Raw genomic sequence first — 24225 nt, 5'->3', positions numbered from 1 at the left:
TCGTAGTGACTTAGTTATTTAGCGGTATAAAAAACCATGCAATGTTGCCAAAGCATGGTTTCTTGTGATGGTAAACTGCAATTAACGGTTATGGGAGACGGCGTCGTCTACGATTTCCTGCTCTTGCTGCAGGTTGTTGGCTTGCTTGTTTTTGTTGGGTAATACCAGGTTTAAGGCTATGGCTACCAGGCCGCACAGGCTAACGCCCTGTAGGCTGAAGTCGGCGTTGCCGATGGCCATGCCGCCAATGCCGAATATCAGGGTGGTTGAGGTGATCACCAGGTTGCGCTGCTCGGCCATGTCGACCCTGGCTTTGATCAGAATATTCATGCCTACCCCGGCGATGGAGCCGAATAGCAAAATCAGGATGCCGCCCATAACCGGTGCGGGTATGGTTTGTAAAATCACGCCAAATTTTGCGACAAAAGCCAGGCCAATGGCAAAAACAGCCGCCCAGATCATGATCACCGGGTTAAACATCTTGGTGAGCATTACCGCGCCTGTGACTTCCGAGTAGGTGGTGTTTGGCGGACCGCCAAATAAAGAAGCAGCCGAGGTTGCTAAACCATCACCTAATAAAGTGCGGTGCAGGCCGGGTTTTTTGACATAATCTTTGCCGGTAACGCTGCCGATGGCAAGTACGTCCCCGACATGCTCAATCGCCGGTGCTATGGCCACAGGCAACATGAATAAAATTGCCGCCAGGTTAAATTCCGGGGTGGTAAAGTTAGGAACGGCAAACCAGGCTACCGAGCCGACACTTTCAAAGTTTACCATGCCCATGACATAGGCCATGATATAGCCGACAAAAACACCTGCCAGAATAGGTACCAGCCGGAAAATTCCCTTGCCTAAGGTTGCCACCAGCAAAGTCGTGATCAGGGCTGACATGGATACCAGCAAGGCATCGCCGTAGGCAAATAATTCCACTGCGCCGTCACCTGTTTTCCCCATCGCCATGTTGACGGCAATGGGGGCCAGGCTTAAACCTATGACCATGATAATCGGGCCTGTTACCACCGGCGGCATGATCTTATGCAGGAAACCGGCACCGCGCACGGCCACGATAGCCGCCAACACCACATACATTAACCCTGCGGCACATAAGGCGCCCATGGCTGCGGCCATGCCCCAGGTTTGTACCGCGTAACTGATCGGGGCAATAAAAACAAAAGAAGATGCCAGGAAAACCGGCACCTGACGCTTGGTTACAAATTGAAAGATCAGGGTACCAATACCCGCGGTAAACAGTGCGACACTGGGGTCAAGACCTGTGATTAAAGGCATCAGCACCAGGGCGCCAAAGGCCACAAAGAGCATCTGTAAACCGGCCAGCACCGTACGCCAGCCGCGGAATTGTTCAGTGGTATTTGTCATAAACAACCTAACTTTGATTTAAAAGTAAAATGTATTTTTTATAAGCAAATTGGGGTGGCAATAATTTTGTCACCGGCATAAGCCAATTCAGAGATGATATAAGCTTGTTCGATCAGGTGGCAGTTTACCGATGTTGTATAGATATTCGCATCGGAGTCTCCGCACCCTGGTAATGCTTAATCCTTTAAGCCCACGGCGGGCTATGATAGCTAAAAAACAGGTAAAACTAAATAATTTTTACCCATTGGCCTTATTGAGAGGGTAAAGAAAATCAGCCTATAAAATTGAATGTTCCTTGCTTTGACACAACCACTTAATACGGCTAAGTGTGGGTATAAAGCCTTTTTCTTTTCGGTTGATGGCCCCGGGTTAAGTGGGCAAAGGGGAGTTGTGCCGGGCAGAACAATTAACTTTAATTACAGCTTTGTGACGATGTTGCCGTTTCAAGCTCTGTGTTGCCAAAGTCATTAACATCAGACCGAGCAGCGCAATTGTTGAAGGGTTTGAAACGTTGGTCGTTTTCAAGGCTGGGGTTATATTGTTTGTTGATGCGGCTTGCTCAGGAACATATGTAGCAACATCCCATAAACCATAAAGCGCCTGATGCCAATAGCCGGTGCTTGGCAAATCCAAAAGACTTACCATGTGTCCTGTTGTGCTGAAGTGGCCGGTAGAAAAATCCTTATGTATTAACCCTGCATGGGCTTTACTTACCATGCTGGCGGCAAGCAAAATAAATAGCACTAAGGCAGCATTTATCAATTTACGCATCACAATATATTTCCTTTGTCATTTACTGCCTTGTGGGAAACCCGATCTGCAAAAGTGTTTTCATCATTTTGCAGATGCTTTTTTATGCCCGGGTAAATGGGGGCCTTTCCTGTTACATGGCGCTTGTTTCCCTGGTAGGGGAGAGTTTTTGGCGGCAACAAGTCCCTCAAGTGGCTCATTAGCTTGATTGCTGTGCATGGCTTCCTGGTGTCTTTAACCGCGAGCTTCCGTTGCAAGCATCGCAATACGTGCCTGAATGGCCCGCTGCGCTTTATCGTGATCACCACAACTCCACAGGGCCCGGCTTTGCAGCAATAATAAGCTGGCTTTTTCATCCTTACTAAAAGGCTGGTCACGTAACATTTTTAAGACATCCAAACAGCGCCGCCCTTCCCCTAATTCCAAGAAGGTAAAAGCCAGGCCTTTTTTGATGTCTGCCCGCTCGGGGGCTTGCAGCTGAGCCGCTTCTAGCAGGCATAATGCCTTAGTAAACTTTTCTTGTTGAATATACAGGTTGGCCATTAATACCAGCCAGTCAATTTGCAATTTCTTAAACATACTTAAGCCTTTAATAACGCAAAAATATAGGTACGTAATTGATGTTCCATATTATTTTGTCCCTGAAGTATCGACAGGGCCCGGGCAAACTCTATCTGATCCCGGTGCTTTTTAAGTTGCGCTAATAATTGTCCTCGCACCAGGGTAAAACTTGCCGGTAACAGTAAGGACCAGGCACTGAGCTGAGGACGAACAAACTCTTGCAGCTCCTGCTTTAAGCACTGGCCTTTGAAGACCTGGGTTAAATGCACCGTCGGGCTGCCGATGGGGGAATGCCACCGTTCATTATCGACAAACTCACTTGGGGCAATGTTTGTCTGATGGCTGATGCGGTCAATACCGCGCTGGATAGCTGCAACTGTCATCTCAATACTCCCGGGCAAAAAATGATGCGGGCGTAACAGCATCATTTAGCGGATAAGACTTTACAGGTAAGATCATATGAATGTCTGCCAAATATAAAATTAAGGTCTTTATGAGACACAAATTATTTGACCTTGTTTTCACTTTTTCAAACGCTTGAAAAATTGCCGCAAAGTTCGTTCTGTGGCCAGCTGAAATCAGGCAAGACTTTGCCGGGGCTTGGTGAATTCTTCTAATTCCAGTTCTTCTTTTTTTTGCTGTTCTTTTTCTATTTTCTCCTGTGTTTGCGTGCGCAGCTCGTTGAACTTCTCAACGGCCCGCTGTGCTAAAACATGCGCCTGCTTTGCCTGCTCCAATGCCTGCTGCGCTTGTTGCAAAGCGGCTTCAGCTTTGAGAATGACCTCTTGGTAATCGCCGTCTTTTAGCCGTAAATGGCTGATGTCCTGGTTGATTAACTCCAGTTTGCGATAAGTGCTTACCTGCCCCATCAGTGATTTAAAGCGCCGGACCTCTTCCTGGCTGCGCCACTGGATATACTCTTTAAGTTTTTGTTTTGCATCTAACACCGCTTGTTCATGTTGCTTAAGTGCGCGGCGACATTCTGTTACTTTGCTTGCGGCTTTGCGCTCACGCAGCTCTTTGATTGTGAATATTTGCTCTAACATCAGTGGCTCACATACTCATTGTATCGATCACTGCCTGAAATCAGTGATCAATACATAAATTTCCCAAGGGGTTGCGGGCTAATTCAGCTTATTTTCGGGCTTCTCGATCATTTGCTTTTTAAATAACTCCGACACCCCGCCCATACTCATTTTGATCATGCCGTTAATCAAAGCCTCGGTAGTTTCTTCGGGACTGAACTGCTCGGTTTCTATTTTATCCAGTGCCTCCTGCATGGACTTTTCAAAGGATTCCACATCATCCTTATTGGCAGTGGCGTTTGTTGTGCTCTCATTCGAATATGTGCTGCCTTGATTACTTACGGTATTGATATTGCTCATAGTTTTTTCTCTTATATTTTGATGTTGCTGTTAAAAAAGGATTAAAGCCAGTGTTCACGTTTACAGTTCATCAACCAGATCTGTTTGCCATCACGCTCAAGCATGCCGCAAATTCTTAATCCCTGGCGTTGATAAAGCTCCAGTGCCGCTAAATTTTTGCAGTGCACGTCCAGCGACAAACCGGTAAACTTAGGATCGCTACACAGGTATTCGATAACTTTGGCGAAAACATAGGAAGCCAGCCCCTTTGACTGATACGCTTTGTCTATTTGTATCGCCCCTAACCAAAGTTCGTTATTCTCGGTGACAGATAAAGAAAAACCGCCCACCAGGCGCTGCTGGTAGTGAATACCGTAAAGCAAAAACTGCTGTTCGGGGCGGCGTTCAAACACTCTTTGTCTGATCAATTTATCGGGAGCCGGCACATATTTCTTTTGCCAGTCGTGTAATTCAATGCCTTTAAACGCGCTCCAGTCATTAACAGAGAGGGGCAAAATTGCATGCTCTAAACTCATAGTTTTCACCTTATTGCTTATGAATTTTTAAAAGTTATTTGGGTTAAAAATTATCTCGTTAGAGATGTTTGCGCAGGTGATCCAGCGCTTGTTGCAGTTGAGATAAGCCGCCTTGCTCTCTGCTAAGAAACACGCTTAATATCAGCAGGCTTTCCCCCTGCATTGCCGCACATACGCGAAACGGACCCCGTTGGCGAAAACTGGTGCGTCCTAAGATGCTTTCAACGACTTTGAGGCGATCGTGTACCGTTAATTTATGGATCACAGAGACTCGGCATTGCTCCTCAATAGGCTCTATGCATAAGCGATCACTGTTTTCAAATGCCATATGCAGCCGTTCCTGCCCCTGCATGCCATGGGCTTCTATGCCGACGCTTGCCAGCCATTGGGCTATCAGTTCAGCTATCCATTGAGTATTCATTCTTGCTCCTCTTCATGTTTAATCATGTTATCCAGTGCTATTTGCGCCATATGCAACAAGTCCCGTTTGGCATCCAGATCTTCTTCATAGGCTTTATCGGGAAGCTTGCGAAACAGCTTGATCAGCTCCTGGGTAAAATAGATTTGATTCACCAAACCGCTGATGGCCATATCCCGGTTTAACTTTAAGAACAGTTCGGGTTTTGGAAACGGCTCGTCTTTGAGGTCGAGCATTTTTTCCATCAAAAACAAGCTGTTTTTAATTGTGCTTTGCTGGTAGCGGCGACGCATGTTGTCGACTAATGCCCGCACTTGCTCCAAAATGCCGCCGAGTGTTTTGATGATATACATGTCATCGATGATCAGGCGTAATTGCCCAGACTCGATTGAAGGCCCTTGTGCCTTTAAATCTGCCCCTAATGCCTTCAATAAAAAAGCTAATGATTTGGCAAAACCTTTCTCGCCAAAGCGTTTGAGAATATGGTGGAAGCCCTGGGTTACATTTTGATAATCCAGCACCGCATCCCGGTAAAAATTACGCAGTGTCTGCACCCCCTGATCGGAGCGGGAGAACTCGGCGGCGGTCGCCGAGACATTCAGCCCCGCCCGCACTACCTCTCCCTGCTCCTGCATCAGTTGTTCTTTGGCAATATCGAGCTGGTCGAGCAAACCCGCTTGCAGGCTTTGCGCATTCGCTCCCTGCCCGAGGATTTTCCGGGCTTCGGCCATCGCCGCATACTGCAAACTGGGATCATGGTACATGCGCCGGGCTTGCTGTTTCAGCTCCCTGGCGCCTTGTTGCGGGTTGCGCAGCAGCTGTTGAACAAAGCGTTTTAACTTATGCTGTTTATCAAGGTCGGGGACCTTTTTCAGATAAGAGTCGGCCTGTTCGATAAGCTCGGTTTTAATGCGGGTTTCCGCTTTAAATTTACGTTTCTTTAAACCCTGGCCCATGCGATCAGCCACGGCAAAGGTCAGCTCTTCCTGGGCTGACTCTATCAGGCTTTGCTGTGACGGCGGCAGCAATACCAGGGTCTCACCGCGCAACTGGCCACGAATGGTTTGGCTGGCTTCGCTGCCCATATTGAGCTGCGACATATGTTGTGCGACGGTGGAAACGACAAGAGAATCGGACATAGGAAAACCTCGGTTAATGGTTTTGTTGGAACATATTGGCTTTGCCTGACAGGTGTTTTACTTTTATAGCGCCATTGGCCTGGCCGGCCATTTCATGTTTATTCATGCTCTTTCTTTTCGCCATTTTCATTAATCGACCCCTTTATAATGTGAAGCTTATTATTTGAGGTTTAACGCTCCCGGCTAGCAGTGCTCAGGTATATCGCTTCGCCTCAAATACTGGCAGGGTTTATTTGCACAGCTCCTGGCTACAAACCTGGCCCAGGTAATAAGAAACCAGCTTTTATCCTTTGTTTTTCTTTAATTCACCCCAGATCTTCGAGCTTGAATTCATCGCGTAAACAAAATTCGAGGTAATCCCGTAACAGTTGTTGTTCACGTTGTAAGAAGGCCGTTATCATAGGGGTGTCAGTAGCGGCAAAGCGGCTATGGGGTTGATTTTTACTTTGGTAACAGGCCAGCTTTTTTTCCAGCGCGGTTTTTAGTAAGGATAAGGCTGCCATATCCCTTGCCCGGATCTGCTCGCCGGTAAGCTCAACCTCATCCTGTAAACCGGCTTCACTTGCCGCAATTCTTAATACCGGCATGGCCTGCTCAAGAGTTTCCATCAGGTCATTGCCCAGAGCCAATTCCATTACCGGCTGTGAAATATCCAGCTGCGCCATTTTGGCGGATAATGACGGGCAGCGGCTGTCCAGCTGGATGGTGACCTGACATTCGTCATCTATGGTAGATTCGCGTAAAAAGCCGTAATTGGCAAAATAGCGTTGCTGGCATTTTTGGCCGTAGCTATGGGTGATTTCATCACCTTTGGCAATGGGCTTTTTTGCCCAGACACCATAGCCATTACCATCACAACCCCGTTCGGTGCTGTCATCATCGCCGTGATTGATCATGTCGATAACCGGGATCATCGCCGCCTGCTCGCTATCATCAAAATTTACACCAAAACAACGGGTATTGATGGCGGTTCTCGTTATCTGATAATCAGGCAAGGTAAAACGAAAGCTATCTCCTAAAGCATCAACCATAGATTGATAGGACTGCTGCAGAGAAAAGCGGCGCCGATAAATCATTTCCAGGGCGCGGGAGCCTTTTAGCCGGGCTAATTGCTCTTCATCGTAAAATAATGGATGCTCGGTGAATTCCCGAGGCAAATTATTGTAGTAGTGGTGCCATCTGGAAATATGCGAGGCCTGATCCGCCAACATAAACATCGCCAGGTAGGCATGATCGGATTGATCGGTTGGATTCGCCTCACTGATTGCCTGGCCAATGGCCGAGGCCCTGGCAATGTTTGAGGTGAGTATACAGGGTTCGGGGATTAATATGATCTGCTCGCCCGGCTCAAAGTCTTTGTTAGCAAAAATCCCTTTCATTCCCAGCTTATTTTCTGCCACACAAACATGTGCTATGTCTGCGCCACGTCCTGTTGCCCACTGAAATAATTTATCAAAGCCAGGGAATGAATCTGTGACCTGCATTGGAGGTAGTGAATTCATAGTCTTGTCTCATTTAGTCAATTTTTGTTCACACTGAGTCTCCCGTTTTTAAAAACTGTTGGTCATTAATTTATTTTTCTTAAAAGTGCCAAGCATAGCAACAAGGTCTGCATTGGCGTTTCTTAGTTGCACCTTCGGATTTTAGTGATAACGATTATGGATATTATTCCCAACCAGGATGCAACCGGCTCGCAAGTCATGCTTAACGGACAATTGGACAACAGTCAGTGCGATGCCCTTAAACACAGCATTGAACGTCTCGCCGATAACGGCGCAGAGGTAATAGAACTTAATTGTTCCCGGTTGAGGTTTATGACCGGGGCAGGCGCCGGACAAATTAATGCTTTGTTAAGTCGATATAGCCAATTGCGGCTAACCCAGGTGTCTGAGCCGGTCGCCGCATTATTACAGTTGTGTGGAATAATCCCGTCATCGCCCCGGACAAACCAGCCCTAAATAAGTTAATAAACAACTCTCGGAACATTAGCGCCCATGAACCAATCCCCCTTAGCACGTTTTTTTACCCTGATAAGTCAACGTAATGATGTCTTACTGGCCGTGTTTTTAGTCTCGGTCATCTTTATGATGATCATGCCTTTGCCCACCTGGCTGGTGGATGTACTTATTGCTGCCAATATGAGTATTGCCGTCACCCTGCTGATGTTGGCGGTATATATACAGAGCCCGCTAGAGCTGTCGGTATTCCCGGGAATTTTATTGGCCACGACCTTATTTCGTCTGGCGCTGTCAATCACTACGACCCGCTTGATTCTGCTTGAAGCAGATGCAGGGAAAATCGTTGAAGCCTTTGGTAATTTTGTTGTCGGCGGCAATTTGGTGGTGGGCGGGGTGATCTTTTTGATCCTTACCGTAGTGCAATTTTTAGTTATTACCAAGGGCTCTGAACGGGTGGCCGAAGTCAGTGCCCGCTTTTCTCTCGATTCTATGCCGGGTAAACAAATGAGCATAGACGGCGATATGCGCGCCGGTGTGATCGATCAGGAAGAAGCGACCCAGTTACGTTCCATGGTACAAAGGGAAAGCCAGTTATATGGTTCTATGGATGGGGCGATGAAGTTTGTGAAAGGCGACGCCATTGCCGGTTTGGTTATTACCGCGGTCAATATTATCGGCGGCATCGCCATCGGCATGGGCCAGCTGGGACTGAGCGGTAGCGAAGCACTGCATATCTATTCTATTTTGACCATAGGTGATGGTCTGGTCGCACAAATTCCTTCGTTATTTATCTCTATAACCGCCGGTTTTATTGTCACCCGGGTAAAATCCGAGGACAAGCTTAACTTAGGTAACGATATGGGCCAGCAGTTAACCGGCCATCCCAAAGCGTTAATGATTGGCGGCATTTTACTGGCGGGTTTTGCTTTTATTCCCGGGTTCCCTACCCTGGCGTTTTTAGCCATTGCCGGTATCATAGGCGGTTCGGGTTTCTACCTGACCAAGAGAGCTCAAAGCGGCGAAGGCGCGGGCTTAGCAGCGGGCGGCAAAAGCGACGACATTCCCGAGATGACTGTAGAGACAGATACCAATGATCTGCAGTCGATCACCGCCCCCTTGATTTTAGATATCGACGCCTCCTGCAAGGACTATCTGGCGGTTGCCCAGTTGAACGAGCAACTTAAGCGGGTACGCCATGCCCTTTATATGGATCTCGGCGTACCTTTTCCCGGCATACACCTGCGTTATAATGCCGGCCTAAAAGAGCGCCAATATCAGATCCTGTTGCAGGAAATTCCGGTCGCCGAAGGTATCTTGCCGATAGATCACCTGATTGTGCGCGAAGCAGCAGATGATCTCGATATTTTGGCCATCCCCCATGAAAACCCGGAGGAGTGCACTATTCCCGGTAAAGTGATCTGGGTGGAAAAAGAGTCTCAAGCGCGCCTGGAAGAGGCTGGAATACATGCCATGGATACCGCAGAATCGGTCTGCTTCCATCTGTCCTATGTGCTTAAACGTTACGCCGGAGATTTTATCGGCATTCAGGAAACCAGGCAGATCATTGAAAACATGGAAAAAGAATTCGGTGAGTTGGTGAAAGAGGTGCAACGTTTGCTGCCGCTGCAAAAGATCACCGATATTTTCCAGCGCCTGGTCACCGAAGATATTTCTATCCGCAGTTTACGCTGTATTTTCGAATCCCTGGTGGAATGGGCCCAGAAAGAAAAAGATACTATCTTATTAACCGAATATGTGCGCGGGGCACTGAACCGCCAGATCAGTTACAAATACAGTAATGACACCAACATATTGTCGGCGTACCTGCTGACCCAGGATCTGGAAGAAACGGTACGGGCCGGCATACGGCAAACGTCCTCGGGTGCCTACCTTGCGCTGGAGCCTGCCGAATCAAAAGAGATCATCGACCAGATCCAAAAAAATGTCGGCGATATTACTTCCGTGGTACACAAACCGGTATTGGTGGTGTCGCTTGATATCAGGCGTTACATTCGCAAATTGGTTGAACGGGACTTCTATGATCTGGCAGTACTGTCTTTCCAGGAGCTTACCCAGGATATTAATGTGCAGCCGCTGGCACGGGTTGGCGAATAATCTTTACTTGCTGGGGGATTAATCACGAAGAGCCAAAGATAAAGTGCTCTTTGTTACTACACTTACCGCTGCTTTCGGGCAGCGGTCTCATCTTCACTAAGCCAGCCTCTAGCTAGCTTCAATTCTTAAAAGTAAATGAATGTTTGAATAAATTACTATGGGATAGGATAAGTTGTTATTATCACAGACCTAGTCAGTCTTTAAGCCAGTTTATTTCCTATGCAGCAAACATCCAGCAACAGCCAGGCGGCAAATACTATCCAACAGGCAATAGCAACCGCCGATAGAAATTACCGCTCTCGTTGGCCAATATTAAAATACCAGGATGCTATCGGGCTGATAATGCTAACCATAGCACTTGCCGGCATGATTATTTCCGGCTTAGGATACATCTTATGGGGCTTACCCGCTTGGCTGGCCATTATCTGCAGCGCCTTTTTTGCCGGTCTGTCACACGAAATTGAACATGATTTGATCCACCGATTATATTTTCGCAAGAATGCCGTGATTTATCATGTGATGATGTCATTGGTATGGTTAATGCGCCCCAATACCGTTAATCCCTGGTATCGCAGGGACATGCATCTGAACCATCACAAAACATCGGGGACAGAAAACGATCTCGAAGAACGCATTTTAGGCAATGGTATGAAGTTTGGCTTTTTTCGTTTGCTTATTTCTTTAGATACTTTTATTTCAATTAGCCTGAGGGCAAAAGAATTAAGCCGGTTAAAACAATTTAGCTATTTTAAGTTTGTATTAAAAGGGGCGCCCCTCGCCCATATTTACCTGCTGGCTTTATACAGTTTTTTAATCTTTCATGGCTATCATATTATTGTCACGACCATAGGCTTACCGGTTAGCTATCCACAGTGGTTATTAACCTGGGTAGCATGGTTAGATATAGTTGCGGTTGTCTGGTTATTGCCCAATGCGTTAAGGGCAATTTGTCTGCACGGGATCAGCGCCGCCTTACACTATTACGGCGATGTTGATCACTTAAATAAGCAATGTCAGGTGCTGAACCACTGGGCCCTATTCCCCGTACAGTTATTTTGTTTCAACTTCGGTAGTACTCATATTATTCATCATTTTTATGTCCGTCAGCCGTTTTATATCAGACAACTAATAGCGAAAGAAATACATCCGGTAATGCGTGAGCAGGGGATCCGCTTCAATGATTTTCATAGTCTGGTTCGTGCTAATTTATTCGCTATCAAAGAGCAATAAGAAGAAACGCTCAACCTGCAAGGGAAAATTGATTAATCAATTATTCCTTGCTTTTTCCCCTGACGATTCCCCCGCCTGTGATTAGCAAAGAGCCGGTTGCGGCTGCGCGGCAAAAATAATGTCTGTTTTTAAAGCTACGGTCATTTTTACTTGTAATTAGGCTACAACATGGGATGATTGCCGCTTCGTTTCAGCCGTTACCCGCATAGACAAAGTCGGTGTTAATTGGATTTCAATAGAGAGGAATACCGTTATTTCCAGGTTGTATTTTTTATTTTCATTTTGTTTTTTAGTAGGTTGCCAATCAACAGCAGATAACACTGCTATATCGCAAGACCTTTCCGGCATTGAGTTGGATAACCCAAAAATCAGCAATCGTGATATGGCTATTACCGGTTTAGAGCAGCAAATACATATTCAAGATAAAGAAACAGTACTCGCTGCCGACGGTGATAATTTTCAGGTGCCGAACCAAAAAACATCAACAGTTAGTGATGTTAATTTGCAGCAGGCTTCTTCACGGTTAATCAACAAGCAAGTTTGCCGGGAAGACGTAAAGGTTAAATACCGTGTCACCCACTCAAACGGCACAAAAGGCAGCTATGCAGCAAAAGTTCAGGCACAGGGCATTGCTTTAGCTTTATCGCCTGAAGGGCAAAGTATAAAAGTCAAAATAACCGGCTGGTATTCTGAAAATGCCAACTTGCGCCAGTGGCAGCCCTATCTGACTGAAGTGCCAATGGCCGAGAGAATTTCGTTAAAAACCAATGCTGAAAGTTGGGATGACACAAAGCATTGGCATTTATGCTCGTTACATTGAACATGACAGAAGGTAGAGGAATTTTTATTCACTGAGTGGACAAGAAGATTCCTCCCCTTACCCTATACAACAGCCTTTGTTATAGGCCTTCAGCATGTCTCCTGGTTGACAAAACCTCTTTGAGAATATGGCAAAGGCACCCGAAAATTGTCATGTAAACCATACCAGCCCATGAGTAAAGCCCGCCTTTGATATAGAACAGCATAATGCATAATCACCTTCGATTTATAGTTAAAATAATGTTAACAATGTTGAGGGCGTGATACGATTCCCCCCCTCTTGTTACTGTCATAACTTTTATTAAGTTTGTTGTTTTCAAATATTATTGAGCACTCAAGGTGCCTGATAAAAAACAAGAATTTGCCAAAATACATCAAATAAATTAAGGACGACTATGTTTAATAAAAAGGTTACTTCACTGGCATTGGCGTATGTTTTAAGTGCCACCGCAATTTCATCTCATGCGGCACAGTTAACAACCATCTACCCTGCCTGGGAGCTCAGGGGAGATACCAAATATGAAGCAACGGGCACAGCGACGAAGACAAATAATAATTCATATACTTTTACCAGTCATACCCAGGCACATACCGATAATGCTTGTTATAACAATGAAGATGCAGAGCTGTCTTACTGTAGAAAAGCTGATATGAACGCCCACACCGATGATTTTTTCTGGACGGCTGGCAGAGTAACCCAATACGATTTTACCTTGAAAATCAACCGTTGGAATTGGCAAGGAGATCCTGAATGGGTGATCATTTTTCAAGACCATCCCGCGCTAAATTATAATTGCCGGGGAGCAGATGAAGGAAAGGATTATTGCGATCCAAACGGTAACCATCCCATTACAACATTAAAATTGAATGATCAGTCAAATTACTTATACCTGACCCTTAATGACAATAGCTGGCAATGGAACCATGATTTTGGTAGTGATCAATGGGACAGTAATCACGATAATCATGCAGGCTTTGAAAATGAAATCGTACGGATGGAGTTAGATACCGACTTAACTTCAGAGTTTAAAATTACCTTAGTCATTAAAGATGGTGATACCTTGGAAACAGGCAGTGCAGAGCTGTGGCATACTAACGGCACCAGACATTATCTTGTCGGTAAAAAGACCTATCAAACACGAAAAGCCAGGCCCGCTACCTTTGATAGCCGGATGGGCCAGGAAACACTTGCCCATTATAAAAGTTTGCACCAAGCCTTTGGCCAATATTGGTCGAAAGGTTATAACACCAATACCGATCACAATGAACCCTATAATTATCCAAGCAGCCCGTATAACGGCTGGGGGAAAAATGTTTGTGCCAACTGGTATCCGAATGAGTTAGATTGCAAAAGCAATAGCATAGATATCAATAACCTGGTGGTGTCTGCAACTCACTAAAGCCTATACCGGCCATGCAAACCTATTAACAATAACAGCGTAAGCGCTACCTTTGGGAGACAAGAGCTATTGTCTCCCCTATTAAACTACTCCGCTGAAAAAGATAATCTTTTATCAACTTGGTTAAGCATAATCTGCCAAAATCATATCGGCAGCCTTAGCAGCAATCATTATCGTCGGGGCATTGGTATTGCCGCTAATTAAGGTTGGCATCACAGAAGCATCGATCACCCGTAATTGCTCTATGCCATGTACTTTCAGGGTTTGATCGACCACGGCCTGCTCGTCATTGCCCATTTTACAGGTACCTACCGGGTGGTAGATGGTATTGCACTTTTCCTTTAAAAATTCCAGTATTGCTTCGTCATCTTGGCAGGCTTGCCCGGGTAAGATCTCATCACCATTTTTTTCCGCTAACGGCGGCCGTGCCAAAATTTCCCGGGCGCGTTTCAACCCTTTGATCATGATTTGCTGATCGTCTATTTCATCCAGCATATTCAGTTGAATTTTCGGATCTGCGTTGATATCACCGCTGTAAAGGGTAACGCTGCCCCGGCTTTTCGGGCGTAACAAACAGACATGCAAGGAGACGGCATAGTTAGTTAACATCTTGAAATTTCTGCCATGATCATCCATAGCAGCGGGAATGAAATGTAATTGTAAGTCCGGTCGGGACAAATCCGGCTCTGACTTAATAAAACCGCCGGCTTCGGCGACCGGGGAAGTGAGTACGCCGCGTTTGCCGCCGATAAATTTCATTGCATCTTTTATCGCCCACCAGGCGGCTTTGGGCCTTAATGCCAGCAAGTCGCTGCGTTTGTGTTTGTTCACCACCATCACATCAACATGATCCTGTAAATTCTGCCCTACTCCCGGCAGTTCATGTTCGAGGGGAATATCGTGTTTGGCGAGTTCTTCTTTTGGTCCTATGCCCGAGAGCATCAACAGCTGGGGCGAGTTAAAAGCTCCGGCACTTAACAATACTTCTTTGCTGGCATGGAGTTGTTTTAATTTGTTATTTTCTTTGCCTTTTTCCCGGTAAAAAACACCTGTCACCCGTTTATTGTCAATAATGAGTTTAGTGACCGAAACATCGGTTAATACCGTGAGGTTTGACCGGGCCAGATTTGGCGTTAAAAAGCCTTTGGCGGCACTGAAACGCTGACCGTCTTTTTGGGTCAATTGGTAATAACCCACCCCTTCCTGATCTGCGCCGTTAAAATCATCGTTGGCTTTAAAACCGGCATTTTGTGCTGCCTGAATAAAGTCGTCAAAAACCGGCAACTTAGAGCGAGAATCAGCGACATTTAACTGGCCGTTTGTGCCATGAAATTCGCTTGCGCCGCGCTCCTGAAACTGGGTGCCCTTAAAGTAGGGTAATACCTGCTCGAAACTCCACAGATCATTGCCTAATGCCGCCCAGTGATCATAATCTTCTTTTTGCCCCCGCACGTATAACATGGCATTGATAGAGCTGCTGCCGCCGAGGGTTTTTCCCCTGGGGTTGAATATTTGCCTTTGGTTCTGGCTGGGTTCGGCGTGGGAGTTATATTGCCAGTTGAGGGTTTTACTGCGCATTAAATTGATCACGCCAAGGGGCACATGGATATTATTCGAGCTGTCCTTCGGGCCGGCTTCCAGCAGGCAAACCTGATATTTACCGCAGGCCGACAAGCGCTCGGCCAGGACACAACCGGCGGATCCGCCGCCAATAATAATAAAATCGAATGTCGTCATAATCACCTCTCCCCTCGGGCATGTCGGACCACTCTAGATTATTATTTTTCGATGTCAAATATTAATTTTTTACAGGGTGTTTTCAGCTAAGTTACAAATCAGCCAAAGTGGAAGTTAAATTTATTCCTTTATTTTCCGATAGTTACCTGGGGTTGAACCGGTCAGTTTTTGAAACCAGCGATAAAAGGATCTCGGCTCTGAAAAACCAAGCTCGCTGCTTATCTGGTCGAGGTTTAGCTCAAGATCGGCTAAAAATTCTTTGGTCAGGCGCAAACGGGTCTCATCGAGCAAGAACTGAAAGCTGGTATTTTCTTTTGCCAATCTTCTTTGCAGGGTTTTGCCGGACATCTCCAACTGGCCGGCGATATCCTGTTGATGATAATTTCCCGTACTGAGGGATTTTTCAATGGCCGCGACCACCCGGGCCAGCAAGTTATCCGGGGAAGCCAAGTCGGTGATCAGTTTGTTGGCATGGGACTCCAGCGTGGAGAGCAGTTGCTGGTCTCCCTTGTTTAACGGATGAGACAGCAATTCCGGCTCGAATAAAATGGCATCTTCAGCCTGGTTATAGACCACAGGGCATCCGAAAATATGCCGATATTCTGTCTGCTGGGCTAAATCCGGGGTATTGCGGCTTAGCAGCACTTTTACCGGGTCGCCCTTATGATCCACCAGGTAACGGGCAAAGGTGATCCAGGAGGCCAGACAGTTATCTATCATATGCCGCCTGACGGCTATATCGGGAAACTGGCACAGCCAGCTAAGTTTTACATAAGGGCCTGCCTGGCCAAAGTCAGTGGTGCCCATATCTCCCACCAGCTTTTCAAAAGGGGCAATTTTGGTGATCGCCTGCCCCAGGGTGTCGCAATTCATGGAAATATAGCCCAACACGCTGTAGGAGCCCGGCTGGACAAATTTAGCTGTGTGTAAACCAAATAATTCATCGTCAGACTCGTCAATCAGCAAATCGATCAGGGTTTGAAATGCAAGTCCTGTGATATGCTGGCTGTTGTCTTTGAACAATTCACCGGAAATACCGGCCCGTTCAAGCACACTTTCGATATTGATGCCTTGCTCCTGCGCTAACGCCAGGTATTGATTTACGGCAGGAACCGAGGCTTTTCCTAAATTTTTGTCCATCGCCCTTGTCTTATATGCTTGAATTTCTGTTGTGGCCTAGCCATTTTCTTAACCCAAAAAAGCTGTCCCGAAATGTCACCTTGGGTGTCTTTTTAGGACATTATTTCCATCAAACAAGTGTTTTATCATAAGCCGTAATCAATTAAAAGTTAGGTGTACGGGTATGAGACGTTGGAATGGCTGGGGTGATGAAAGTACCAGCATGGAGTTACCTCAGTCTGCGGGGCAGTTTTTACAAAGCTTGATAGGCAAGGCCGACTGCCTGGCCGATGCCAGTCTGCAGCAGGTAATGGATAAAGTGCCTGCCAGCCGCCTGGCTGAGCACAAACTTATATCCCTGGATAAAGAACAGCGTGTACGCCATGCCCGCGGCCAGTCCCTACCCGACTGGCTGGCGATGCGCAGCGGCGATATCCATGCCTTTCCAGACGGCGTTTGTTTTCCGAAAAATCGCCAGGAAGTCAAAGACATTTTGGCTTATGCCCGCAAGTATGATGTTGAACTTATTCCCTATGGCGGCGGCACCAGTGTTGCCGGACACATCAATCCGCAAATATCCAAGCGGCCGATTCTTACCGTGGATATGGGGCATATGAACCAGCTGCTGGATTTAGATCCCGACAGCAATATCGCCACCTTCGGCGCCGGCACCCCGGGTCCCATGGTGGAAGCCCAGCTCAGGGCCAAAGGTTATACCTTGGGACATTTTCCCCAGTCGTTTGAACTTTCCACCATCGGCGGTTGGGTCGCCAGCCGCTCCAGCGGCCAGCAGTCGCTGCGTTATGGCCGGATAGAGCAGATGTTTGCCGGCGGCAATTTGGAAACCTTCGAAGGCTCCATGGATGTGCCCACTTTCCCGGCTTCTTCGGCGGGACCTGACTTAAGGGAGTTATTACTCGGCTCCGAGGGACGTTTTGGTATTTTAACGGAAATCAAGGTCAGGGTGAGCAAGCTGGCGGAGCATGAAGAATTTTCGGTGTTTTTCTTCCCAAGCTGGCAACAAGCCGCCGGATTTTGCAAGCAGGTAGTACAAAGCCGTATTCCCCTTTCCATGCTCAGGGTAAGTAACGCTGTTGAAACCCAAACCCAGCTGAAACTCGCCGGACATGAAAACGGCATCAAGTGGCTTGAACGTTATCTGGCGCTGCGCGGCTGTAAAGACAATAAATGTATGCTGACCTTAGGTATCACCGGCAGCAAACTCCAGCTTGGAGCCAGTAAAAAACAATTGAAAAAGCAGCTGGGTAAGTTTTGCGGGGTCTCAACCGGCAAGCTGCTCGGGAAAAAGTGGCAGCAAAACCGTTTCCGCTTCCCGTATTTAAGGGATGCCTTATGGCAGCAGGGCTATGTGGTGGACACCCTGGAAACCGCCACCGATTGGGGCAATGTTGATGCCCTGATGCTGCGGATAGAAACCGGCCTTTCCCAGGCCCTGGCCGGGCAAGATGAAAATATTCATGTCTTTACCCATTTATCCCATGTCTACGGGCAAGGTTGCAGCCTATACACCACTTATATCTACCGCAATGGCAAGGATTATCAGCAAACGCTGGAGCGCTGGCAGCAACTTAAACACAACGCCAGTGAGATCATCGTCAATAATGGCGGCACCATCAGCCATCAGCACGGGGTTGGTAAAGATCACGCCCCTTACCTGTCGCAGGAAAAGGGCGAGCTGGGCATGAATGTGATTGCCAAGTTATGCCAGCATTTTGATCCCCATAAACAGTTGAACCCGGGCACCTTACTCGATGACTAATGAATTTGCCCCCCTGTCATCAAATTTTCAGATGACACGCCAGCAGCGCCTAGCCGAACTTAAAGACGGCCGGTGCTGGGATATGATTATTATCGGCGGGGGGATCACCGGGGCCGGTATTTTAAAACTCGCCAGCCAGTTAAAACTTAAGGTGCTGCTGTTAGAACAAAAGGATTTTGCCTGGGGCAGCTCCAGCCGTTCCTCAAAAATGGTGCACGGCGGCTTAAGGTATATGGCCCAGGGACAGGTTAAATTGACGGTAGAGTCGGTAAGGGAGCGGCAAAAACTGCTCAAAGAGGCGCAGGATCTGGTTACCGATCACAGCTTTGTGATGAGCCATTACCAGCGTGAGTTTCCCTGGCCCTGGCTTTTTAACGCGCTGTTGGCCGTTTATGATGTTTTTGCCGGGATCAAAAAGCATAAGTTCTGGTCGAAGTTAAAATACCTGAGCTTAGTGCCCAAGGCCAAAGAGCAGGAGTTGCTCGGTGGCAGCCAATTCAGCGATGCCCTGACCGAAGATGCCCGCCTGGTGCAAAGGTTAATCCAGGAAGCCAAGTTACTGGGGGCGCAGGCGGTTAACTATGTCAAAGTGCTTGATTTGCTCACCCCCGGTGAGCAAGTGACCGGGGTGAAAGTACAGGCGGCAGAAAATGCCCAAACCTTTACCATTAACGCCAAGGTGGTCGTTAACGCCACCGGGGCCTGGTCAGATGCGCTGATACCACCGACCCCGGACAAACAAGCCTTGCCTTTTAAAATGCGGCCACTGCGGGGCAGCCACATCATCCTGCCGAGCTGGCGCTTGCCGGTTGCCAGCGTAATAGCGGTATTACACCCCAAAGATAAAAGGCCAGTACAGATCTACCCCTGGCAGAATGTGACTGTGGTCGGCACTACAGATGTTGAGCACCATGAGGATCTCAATTTTGAGCCGCAGATAAGCTCGCAGGAATTTGATTACTTGATGCAGTGCATCAGACATCAGTTTCCTTCGCTGAAGATCAGCGCCGATGATGTTATCTCAAGTTATTCGGGCGTTCGGCCGGTGATCGCCAGCGGCGGCCTTATCTCCCCTTCTAAAGAAAAACGTGAGCACGGCATTTGGCAAAGTCCGGGGTTGATCACCGTTGCCGGGGGCAAGTTAACCACCTTTAAATTAATCGCCCAACAGGTTTTGCATAAGGTAAAAAATGACTTTGGCCTTGATGACAAGTCACTGAACCAGCCTATTTTTGAACGGGGTAACGAGAAGGACTATCTTGCAAGCTCCAAGCTTCCCCGGCATATTCAAAAGCAGATCAATGCCTGTTATGGCGCCCTCAGCCAGGTTTTTAACGAACAAATTTTGTCGGCCCAAAACTGTACCGGCGAAGCTGATGCCGGTGAAGAGGGCAAAGAGCTTTGTCAGACAATCTCTTATAGCCGCCACATATGGGGGGAACTGCTGTGGGCGGTAAAATATGAACAAGTGGTGCACTTAGATGATCTCTTGCTCAGGCGTACCCGTTTAGGTAATGTTTTACCCAAGGGCGCCCTTGACTATCTTAGCGATATAAAAAAGCTGTGCGCAGCATTTTTACCCTGGGATGAGGCACGTTGGCAGTTGGAAACCAAGCGCTATAAGCGACTCTGGCAGGAAAACTACAGCTGCCCGGCCAAAGATACGGCGCAAAATTCAGCTCCTGAATCCGCTCTTGTAATACAAGAATAATAAAGAAGCCAGTAGTAATGACAGATAACACTTCTCATCAGCCAGCAATCAGTATTCCCGAGCAGGAAAAACTCATCTTAACCCTGGATAACGGCACCCAGAGTATCCGGGCCTTGCTGTTTGATCTTAAAGGTAACCTGGTGGCAAAAAGCCGGATTGAACTTCAAGCCTATTTTTCCAGAAACCCCGGATGGGCGGAGCAGGAGCCGGACTATTTCTGGCAAATGCTGGGCAAAGCCTGCCAGGCCCTTTGGCAGCAGCAAGATGTTATTGAGCAAAACCTGCGGGAAAAAGTAGTTGCGGTGACGGTCACTACCCAGCGGGGAACCGTGATCAATCTCGATAAAAATGGCCAGCCGCTGCGGCCCGCGATTTTGTGGCTGGATCAGCGCCTGGCAGAGATTAAAGAGCAGATGCCCTGGTACTGGCGTCTGATTTTTTCCTGTATCCGACAGACCCAGGTGATCGATTATTTCCGCCGCAAAGCCCAGGCCAACTGGCTGGCGCAAAACCAGCCGGAGATCTGGCAAAATACCGATAAGTTTTTATTACTGTCCGGCTATCTCACTTATCGCCTGACCGGAAATTTTAAAGACTCGGTTGGCAGCATCGTCGCTTATTTGCCTTTTGATTATAAAAAGCAGCGCTGGGCCAGCGGGAGCGACTGGAAATGGCATGCGCTGCCGGTGAAAGAGAGCATGTTATCTGAGCTGGTCAAACCGGGGGAAATATTAGGGGAAATTACCGAACAGGCCGCTGAATTTACCGGTATAAAAGTTGGTACTAAACTTATCGCCTCCGCTTCGGACAAAGCCTGCGAAGTACTGGGATCAGGCTGTATTTCCCCGGAAACCGCCAGTTTAAGCTATGGCACCACCGCCACCATCAATACCAATAACGCCCGCTATGTTGAGCCCCAGCCTTTTATTCCCCCTTACACTTCGGCGATCCCAAAGCAATATAACAGCGAAGTGATGATCTACCGCGGTTTCTGGATGGTGAACTGGTTTAAGCAGGAATTTGGCCTCAGGGAAATGGAGCGGGCAAAAGAGCTTGGCGTCAGTCCGGAAAGTTTATTTGATGAGCTGGTGGGCCAGGTACCGCCGGGATCTATGGGCTTGATGTTGCAGCCCTACTGGTCGCCGGGCCTTAAAAACCTCGAAGCCAAAGGCGCCATTATCGGCTTTGGCGACGTCCATACCCGGGCCCACATTTACCGCTCTATCCTCGAAGGCCTGGCTTATGCGTTAAGGGAAGGCAAGGAAACCCTGGAAAAGCGCCAGGGTAAAAAAATCACCCGCTTGATGGTCTCCGGCGGCGGCTCGCAATCGGACGCCGCGATGCAGCTTACGGCTGATATTTTTAACCTGCCCGCCTGCCGCCCCCATACCTATGAAACATCGGGATTGGGCGCCGCCATCAATGCCGCCGTCGGTTGTGGTTATTTTAGCGATTACCAACAGGCGATAGCCGCGATGACCCGCATAGAGCAAACCTTTACCCCAAACAAGCAAGATGTGGCTTTATATAACAAGTTATACCGTCAGGTTTACCGGAAAATGTACCGGCAATTAAAAACTATTTATCAACAAATTAAGAAAATAACCGGCTATCCCGAATAATTTCGGCAGCCAATTTATAACAATAACTCAAACAAATATAACAACAGGCAGGAAGGAAAATATTATGGTTTATAACCGTCGAAAATTTATCAAAACCCTGGTGATCAGCGCCGGTGCTGTGGTCAGTTCAAGCCTGGTGGGCTGTGGCGGCTCAAGCAGTGCCAATAAATCTGAAACCGATCCCGCCCCGGTTACGCCAAGCATCCTAGATGGCAGCGAGTACTTTCCGCAATCTGTGGTATCCGGCGATCCCAGACCTGACTCTGTGATTTTATGGACCCGGATAGATACAGGCACTGAAGCAGACATCCCCTTAATGCTGCAGGTAGCCACAGATGAAGCCTTCAACACTTTGGTGGTAGAAGAAAACTTCGACGCCCTGGCAAGCTCAGATCACTGTCTGAAAATTCGTGTTACCGAGCTTAAACCCGGCCAGCATTATTACTACCGCTTTATCTACCAAAGCGGCAGCAGCAACTACGCCAGCCGCACCGGCAGAACTAAAACCGCACCGGCAATAGACGCCGATACTAATGTTAAGTTTGCCTATGTGTCCTGTCAGGATTATATCGGCCGTTATTACAACAATTATTTATCGATTCTGGATAACGATGATCTCGATTTTATCATCCATCTTGGCGATTATATTTATGAGACCACAGGCGATGCCCTGTTCCAGAATACCGGTAGCGAGCGCAGCATTACCTTTACCGATCAGGAAGGTGTCTTAACCGTCGGCGTGGGGGAAAGCGCGACCCAGGCGGCCAACAGTTTGGATAATTACCGCCAGCTCTATAAAACCTACCGCACCGATGAATTGCTGCAAAAAGTACATGAGCGTTTTCCGATGATCGCCATCTGGGACGATCACGAATTTTCCGATGACAGCTGGGGCGATCACGCCACTTATTTAGACGGCGCCGCTGATGAACAGCAAACCCAGCGCAGGAAAAATTCCGAAATCGCCTATTTTGAATATATGCCGATCGATCATCAGCAGCCGCATCTTGCTGATGACCTGCCGGCCGGTTTGCTTGGTATCGACGACAGCCATTTATACCCTAATACCCGTATTTACCGTGATTTCCATTTCGGCAAACACCTGCACCTGGCGATGACCGACTTTCGCACCAACCGCCCGGATCATATCATTCCCGAAGATGCTTTTCCCGGCGGCGTTGAAATGGATCAGGCCAGCCTGAGCAGTTTTTTACTGGCAAGTGGCATGCCGCAGGCCATGGTGGATGGCGTAGTTGCACAAATGTCTCCTTATGTCGATATCGATGATGCCGCTTACGCTCCCTACAAAGCTGCTTTTGTCGAGGTCTTTACCGGCTTATATATGCAGGAACTCATGGCCAGAATCGATATTACGCAAGCCGATGCCCTGGCCCAGGGACAGCAAAGAGCTGTTACTGTGGTGCAAGGCAAATTGGCCACCAGTTATTTGAACCAGGTATTAGCCGGCGCCCAGGAAAGTCTACCGGCGGAGCATGCCATTCAACAATTACCAGCCCTGCCTGAAACCGGTGTCGAGCAAGGGATAGCGTTTTATACCTTAGGTAAAACCTCGTTATTTAATTACCTCGGCAGCCGTTATTTTGTGATCAAAGACACTTATGATATCTATGCCGGTTACAAAGAAAATATTGCTCAGCTACAGGGAACCTCGGTACAGGGTGGCTTTGATGATGCGCAGACGGACTGGCTCAGGCAAACTTTTGCCACATCAAGTAGCACCTGGAAAATGCTCGGCAGCTCGGTCTCCTTTACGCCGTTAATATTTGATCTATCCGCCAGCCGCGCCGACTCGGGCACCCTGATTGAAGGGGTGCTGGATTCAGATATAGTACCGGCAGCGTTAAAGCAGCGCTTTTACCTGGAAGCAGATCAGTGGGACGGCTTCCCGCAGTATAAATCGACCTTTGTTGAAGATGTGCTCAGTCAGTTTGGCGTGATAAGTTTAGGCGGCGATGTGCACAGCTGTTACGTAACCGAGCACAAAGCCAGCAGTGTGACCGGCAATAAGTCGTTTAACTTTACTACCTCTTCGGTATCGTCCGGTACATTTGGTTCGTTTTTGGAATATGGTATGAACCAGGTGTTGGCGCAAACCGGCGAAGTCAGCCCGGCGCTGTCAAGTTTGCCGGTGTATTTTGACACTTTGGCTGAAAGTGCCACCAAGCGCGATGATATCAGCGACGACCTGGTGTTTTCACGTATGTGGGAGCATGGTGTTGCCATTGTTGAAGTAAGCGCCGATGAGATGCTGGTGAGTTTCCATAATGTTAACAGTAAGTTGAAGAATGCCGGGATTGTTGAGCGCAGCTACTATAACAACCCGGAAGATTTCCTGGCTCTGGTACACCAGCATAAATTCAGGGTGGCCAATGGTGAATTGGAAGAGCTGTAGTATTAACTTTTAACTTTTGTTGATACTCCATTAGCTCCTGCTTCCTGAGCCTTAATGGGTATCAACACCCCCACCTCCGGTATTTTATCATCACTCAATTGTTCTACCTTGCGTGTTCCACCCATAACGAATTTACTTTTAAGTATTAAAATTGCAACATTAATGTTACAATTTTG

General features: G+C 47.6%; 21 protein-coding genes. 9 read left to right on the top strand and 12 right to left on the bottom strand.

Annotated features, from left to right (window positions below):
* Positions 1 to 81 precede the first annotated feature (81 nt).
* The 10 genes from SG35_RS31195 to SG35_RS31150 form a co-directional block, all read right to left on the bottom strand.
* Positions 82 to 1377 (bottom strand): uracil-xanthine permease family protein, encoded by a 1296-nt coding sequence (locus SG35_RS31195; RefSeq protein ID WP_044831059.1) that lies wholly within the window; start codon positions 1375 to 1377, stop codon positions 82 to 84.
* Positions 1378 to 1746: 369 nt separating this feature from the next.
* Positions 1747 to 2148, bottom strand: a complete 402-nt coding sequence (locus SG35_RS31190; RefSeq protein ID WP_044831058.1) for a hypothetical protein — start codon at positions 2146 to 2148, stop codon at positions 1747 to 1749.
* Between the two features lie 213 nt (positions 2149 to 2361).
* Positions 2362 to 2706: a type III secretion apparatus assembly chaperone SctY gene (sctY, locus tag SG35_RS31185; RefSeq protein WP_044831056.1), complete on the bottom strand. Its 345-nt coding sequence runs from the start codon at positions 2704 to 2706 to the stop codon at positions 2362 to 2364.
* Positions 2707 to 2708: 2 nt separating this feature from the next.
* Positions 2709 to 3071: a type III secretion apparatus assembly protein SctX gene (gene sctX, locus SG35_RS31180; RefSeq protein ID WP_160298221.1), complete on the bottom strand. Its 363-nt coding sequence runs from the start codon at positions 3069 to 3071 to the stop codon at positions 2709 to 2711.
* 195 nt (positions 3072 to 3266) lie between these two features.
* The gene (gene sctO / locus SG35_RS31175) at positions 3267 to 3734 is read right to left on the bottom strand and encodes a type III secretion system stalk subunit SctO (RefSeq protein ID WP_044831054.1); all 468 of its coding nucleotides are present in this window, start codon (positions 3732 to 3734) and stop codon (positions 3267 to 3269) included.
* Between the two features lie 78 nt (positions 3735 to 3812).
* Positions 3813 to 4073, bottom strand: coding sequence for a hypothetical protein (locus SG35_RS31170; protein WP_044831053.1), 261 nt, complete (start codon positions 4071 to 4073; stop codon positions 3813 to 3815).
* Positions 4074 to 4114: 41 nt separating this feature from the next.
* Positions 4115 to 4588: a GNAT family N-acetyltransferase gene (locus SG35_RS31165; protein ID WP_044831052.1), complete on the bottom strand. Its 474-nt coding sequence runs from the start codon at positions 4586 to 4588 to the stop codon at positions 4115 to 4117.
* Between the two features lie 58 nt (positions 4589 to 4646).
* Entirely contained in the window at positions 4647 to 5009 is a 363-nt protein-coding gene (locus SG35_RS31160; RefSeq protein WP_044831051.1) for a type III secretion system chaperone family protein, read from the bottom strand.
* The gene (gene sctW / locus SG35_RS31155; RefSeq protein ID WP_084692483.1) at positions 5006 to 6145 is read right to left on the bottom strand and encodes a type III secretion system gatekeeper subunit SctW; all 1140 of its coding nucleotides are present in this window, start codon (positions 6143 to 6145) and stop codon (positions 5006 to 5008) included. Before sctW ends, SG35_RS31160 begins: the two co-directional genes overlap by 4 nt.
* A 305-nt stretch (positions 6146 to 6450) precedes the next feature.
* Positions 6451 to 7647, bottom strand: a complete 1197-nt coding sequence (locus SG35_RS31150; RefSeq protein WP_084692481.1) for an SET domain-containing protein — start codon at positions 7645 to 7647, stop codon at positions 6451 to 6453.
* Between the two features lie 144 nt (positions 7648 to 7791).
* Here SG35_RS31150 and SG35_RS31145 point away from each other — a divergent pair, with 144 nt between their 5' ends.
* The 5 genes from SG35_RS31145 to SG35_RS31125 all read left to right on the top strand — a co-directional run bounded on the left by SG35_RS31145 (position 7792) and on the right by SG35_RS31125 (position 13667).
* A complete protein-coding gene (locus SG35_RS31145) occupies positions 7792 to 8103 on the top strand; it encodes an STAS domain-containing protein (RefSeq protein WP_152646477.1) in 312 nt (103 codons plus the stop codon).
* 36 nt (positions 8104 to 8139) lie between these two features.
* On the top strand, positions 8140 to 10218 hold the full coding sequence (sctV, locus tag SG35_RS31140; RefSeq protein ID WP_044831047.1) for a type III secretion system export apparatus subunit SctV: 2079 nt from the start codon (positions 8140 to 8142) through the stop codon (positions 10216 to 10218).
* A 219-nt stretch (positions 10219 to 10437) separates the two neighbouring features.
* Positions 10438 to 11448: a fatty acid desaturase gene (locus SG35_RS31135; protein ID WP_053042799.1), complete on the top strand. Its 1011-nt coding sequence runs from the start codon at positions 10438 to 10440 to the stop codon at positions 11446 to 11448.
* A gap of 262 nt (positions 11449 to 11710) precedes the next feature.
* Complete coding sequence (locus SG35_RS31130; RefSeq protein ID WP_044831046.1) at positions 11711 to 12268, top strand: hypothetical protein; 558 nt, start codon at positions 11711 to 11713, stop codon at positions 12266 to 12268.
* A 394-nt stretch (positions 12269 to 12662) separates the two neighbouring features.
* Positions 12663 to 13667, top strand: a complete 1005-nt coding sequence (locus SG35_RS31125; protein WP_044831045.1) for a hypothetical protein — start codon at positions 12663 to 12665, stop codon at positions 13665 to 13667.
* Positions 13668 to 13790: 123 nt separating this feature from the next.
* On the opposite strand, the gene SG35_RS31120 is transcribed toward SG35_RS31125, so the two are convergent.
* Both SG35_RS31120 and SG35_RS31115 read right to left on the bottom strand, forming a co-directional pair.
* Positions 13791 to 15404 (bottom strand): GMC family oxidoreductase, encoded by a 1614-nt coding sequence (locus SG35_RS31120; RefSeq protein ID WP_044831044.1) that lies wholly within the window; start codon positions 15402 to 15404, stop codon positions 13791 to 13793.
* A gap of 120 nt (positions 15405 to 15524) precedes the next feature.
* On the bottom strand, positions 15525 to 16544 hold the full coding sequence (locus tag SG35_RS31115; RefSeq protein WP_044831043.1) for an AraC family transcriptional regulator: 1020 nt from the start codon (positions 16542 to 16544) through the stop codon (positions 15525 to 15527).
* A gap of 163 nt (positions 16545 to 16707) precedes the next feature.
* Between SG35_RS31115 and SG35_RS31110 the strand changes: the two genes are divergently transcribed.
* The 4 genes from SG35_RS31110 (at position 16708) to SG35_RS31095 (ending at position 24049) form a co-directional block, all read left to right on the top strand.
* The gene (locus SG35_RS31110) at positions 16708 to 18303 is read left to right on the top strand and encodes an FAD-binding oxidoreductase (protein ID WP_044831042.1); all 1596 of its coding nucleotides are present in this window, start codon (positions 16708 to 16710) and stop codon (positions 18301 to 18303) included.
* A complete protein-coding gene (locus tag SG35_RS31105) occupies positions 18296 to 20014 on the top strand; it encodes a glycerol-3-phosphate dehydrogenase/oxidase (RefSeq protein WP_053042798.1) in 1719 nt (572 codons plus the stop codon). Before SG35_RS31110 ends, SG35_RS31105 begins: the two co-directional genes overlap by 8 nt.
* A 17-nt stretch (positions 20015 to 20031) precedes the next feature.
* Positions 20032 to 21636, top strand: coding sequence for an FGGY-family carbohydrate kinase (locus tag SG35_RS31100; RefSeq protein WP_044831041.1), 1605 nt, complete (start codon positions 20032 to 20034; stop codon positions 21634 to 21636).
* Between the two features lie 64 nt (positions 21637 to 21700).
* A complete protein-coding gene (locus tag SG35_RS31095; RefSeq protein ID WP_053042797.1) occupies positions 21701 to 24049 on the top strand; it encodes an alkaline phosphatase D family protein in 2349 nt (782 codons plus the stop codon).
* The last annotated feature ends 176 nt before the right edge of the window (positions 24050 to 24225 follow it).

This window comes from Thalassomonas actiniarum, from assembly GCF_000948975.2.
Lineage (GTDB): Bacteria > Pseudomonadota > Gammaproteobacteria > Enterobacterales > Alteromonadaceae > Thalassomonas > Thalassomonas actiniarum.
The sequence above is the reverse complement of the archived record's forward strand: the minus strand, read 5'-3'. Positions and strand labels throughout refer to the sequence as shown.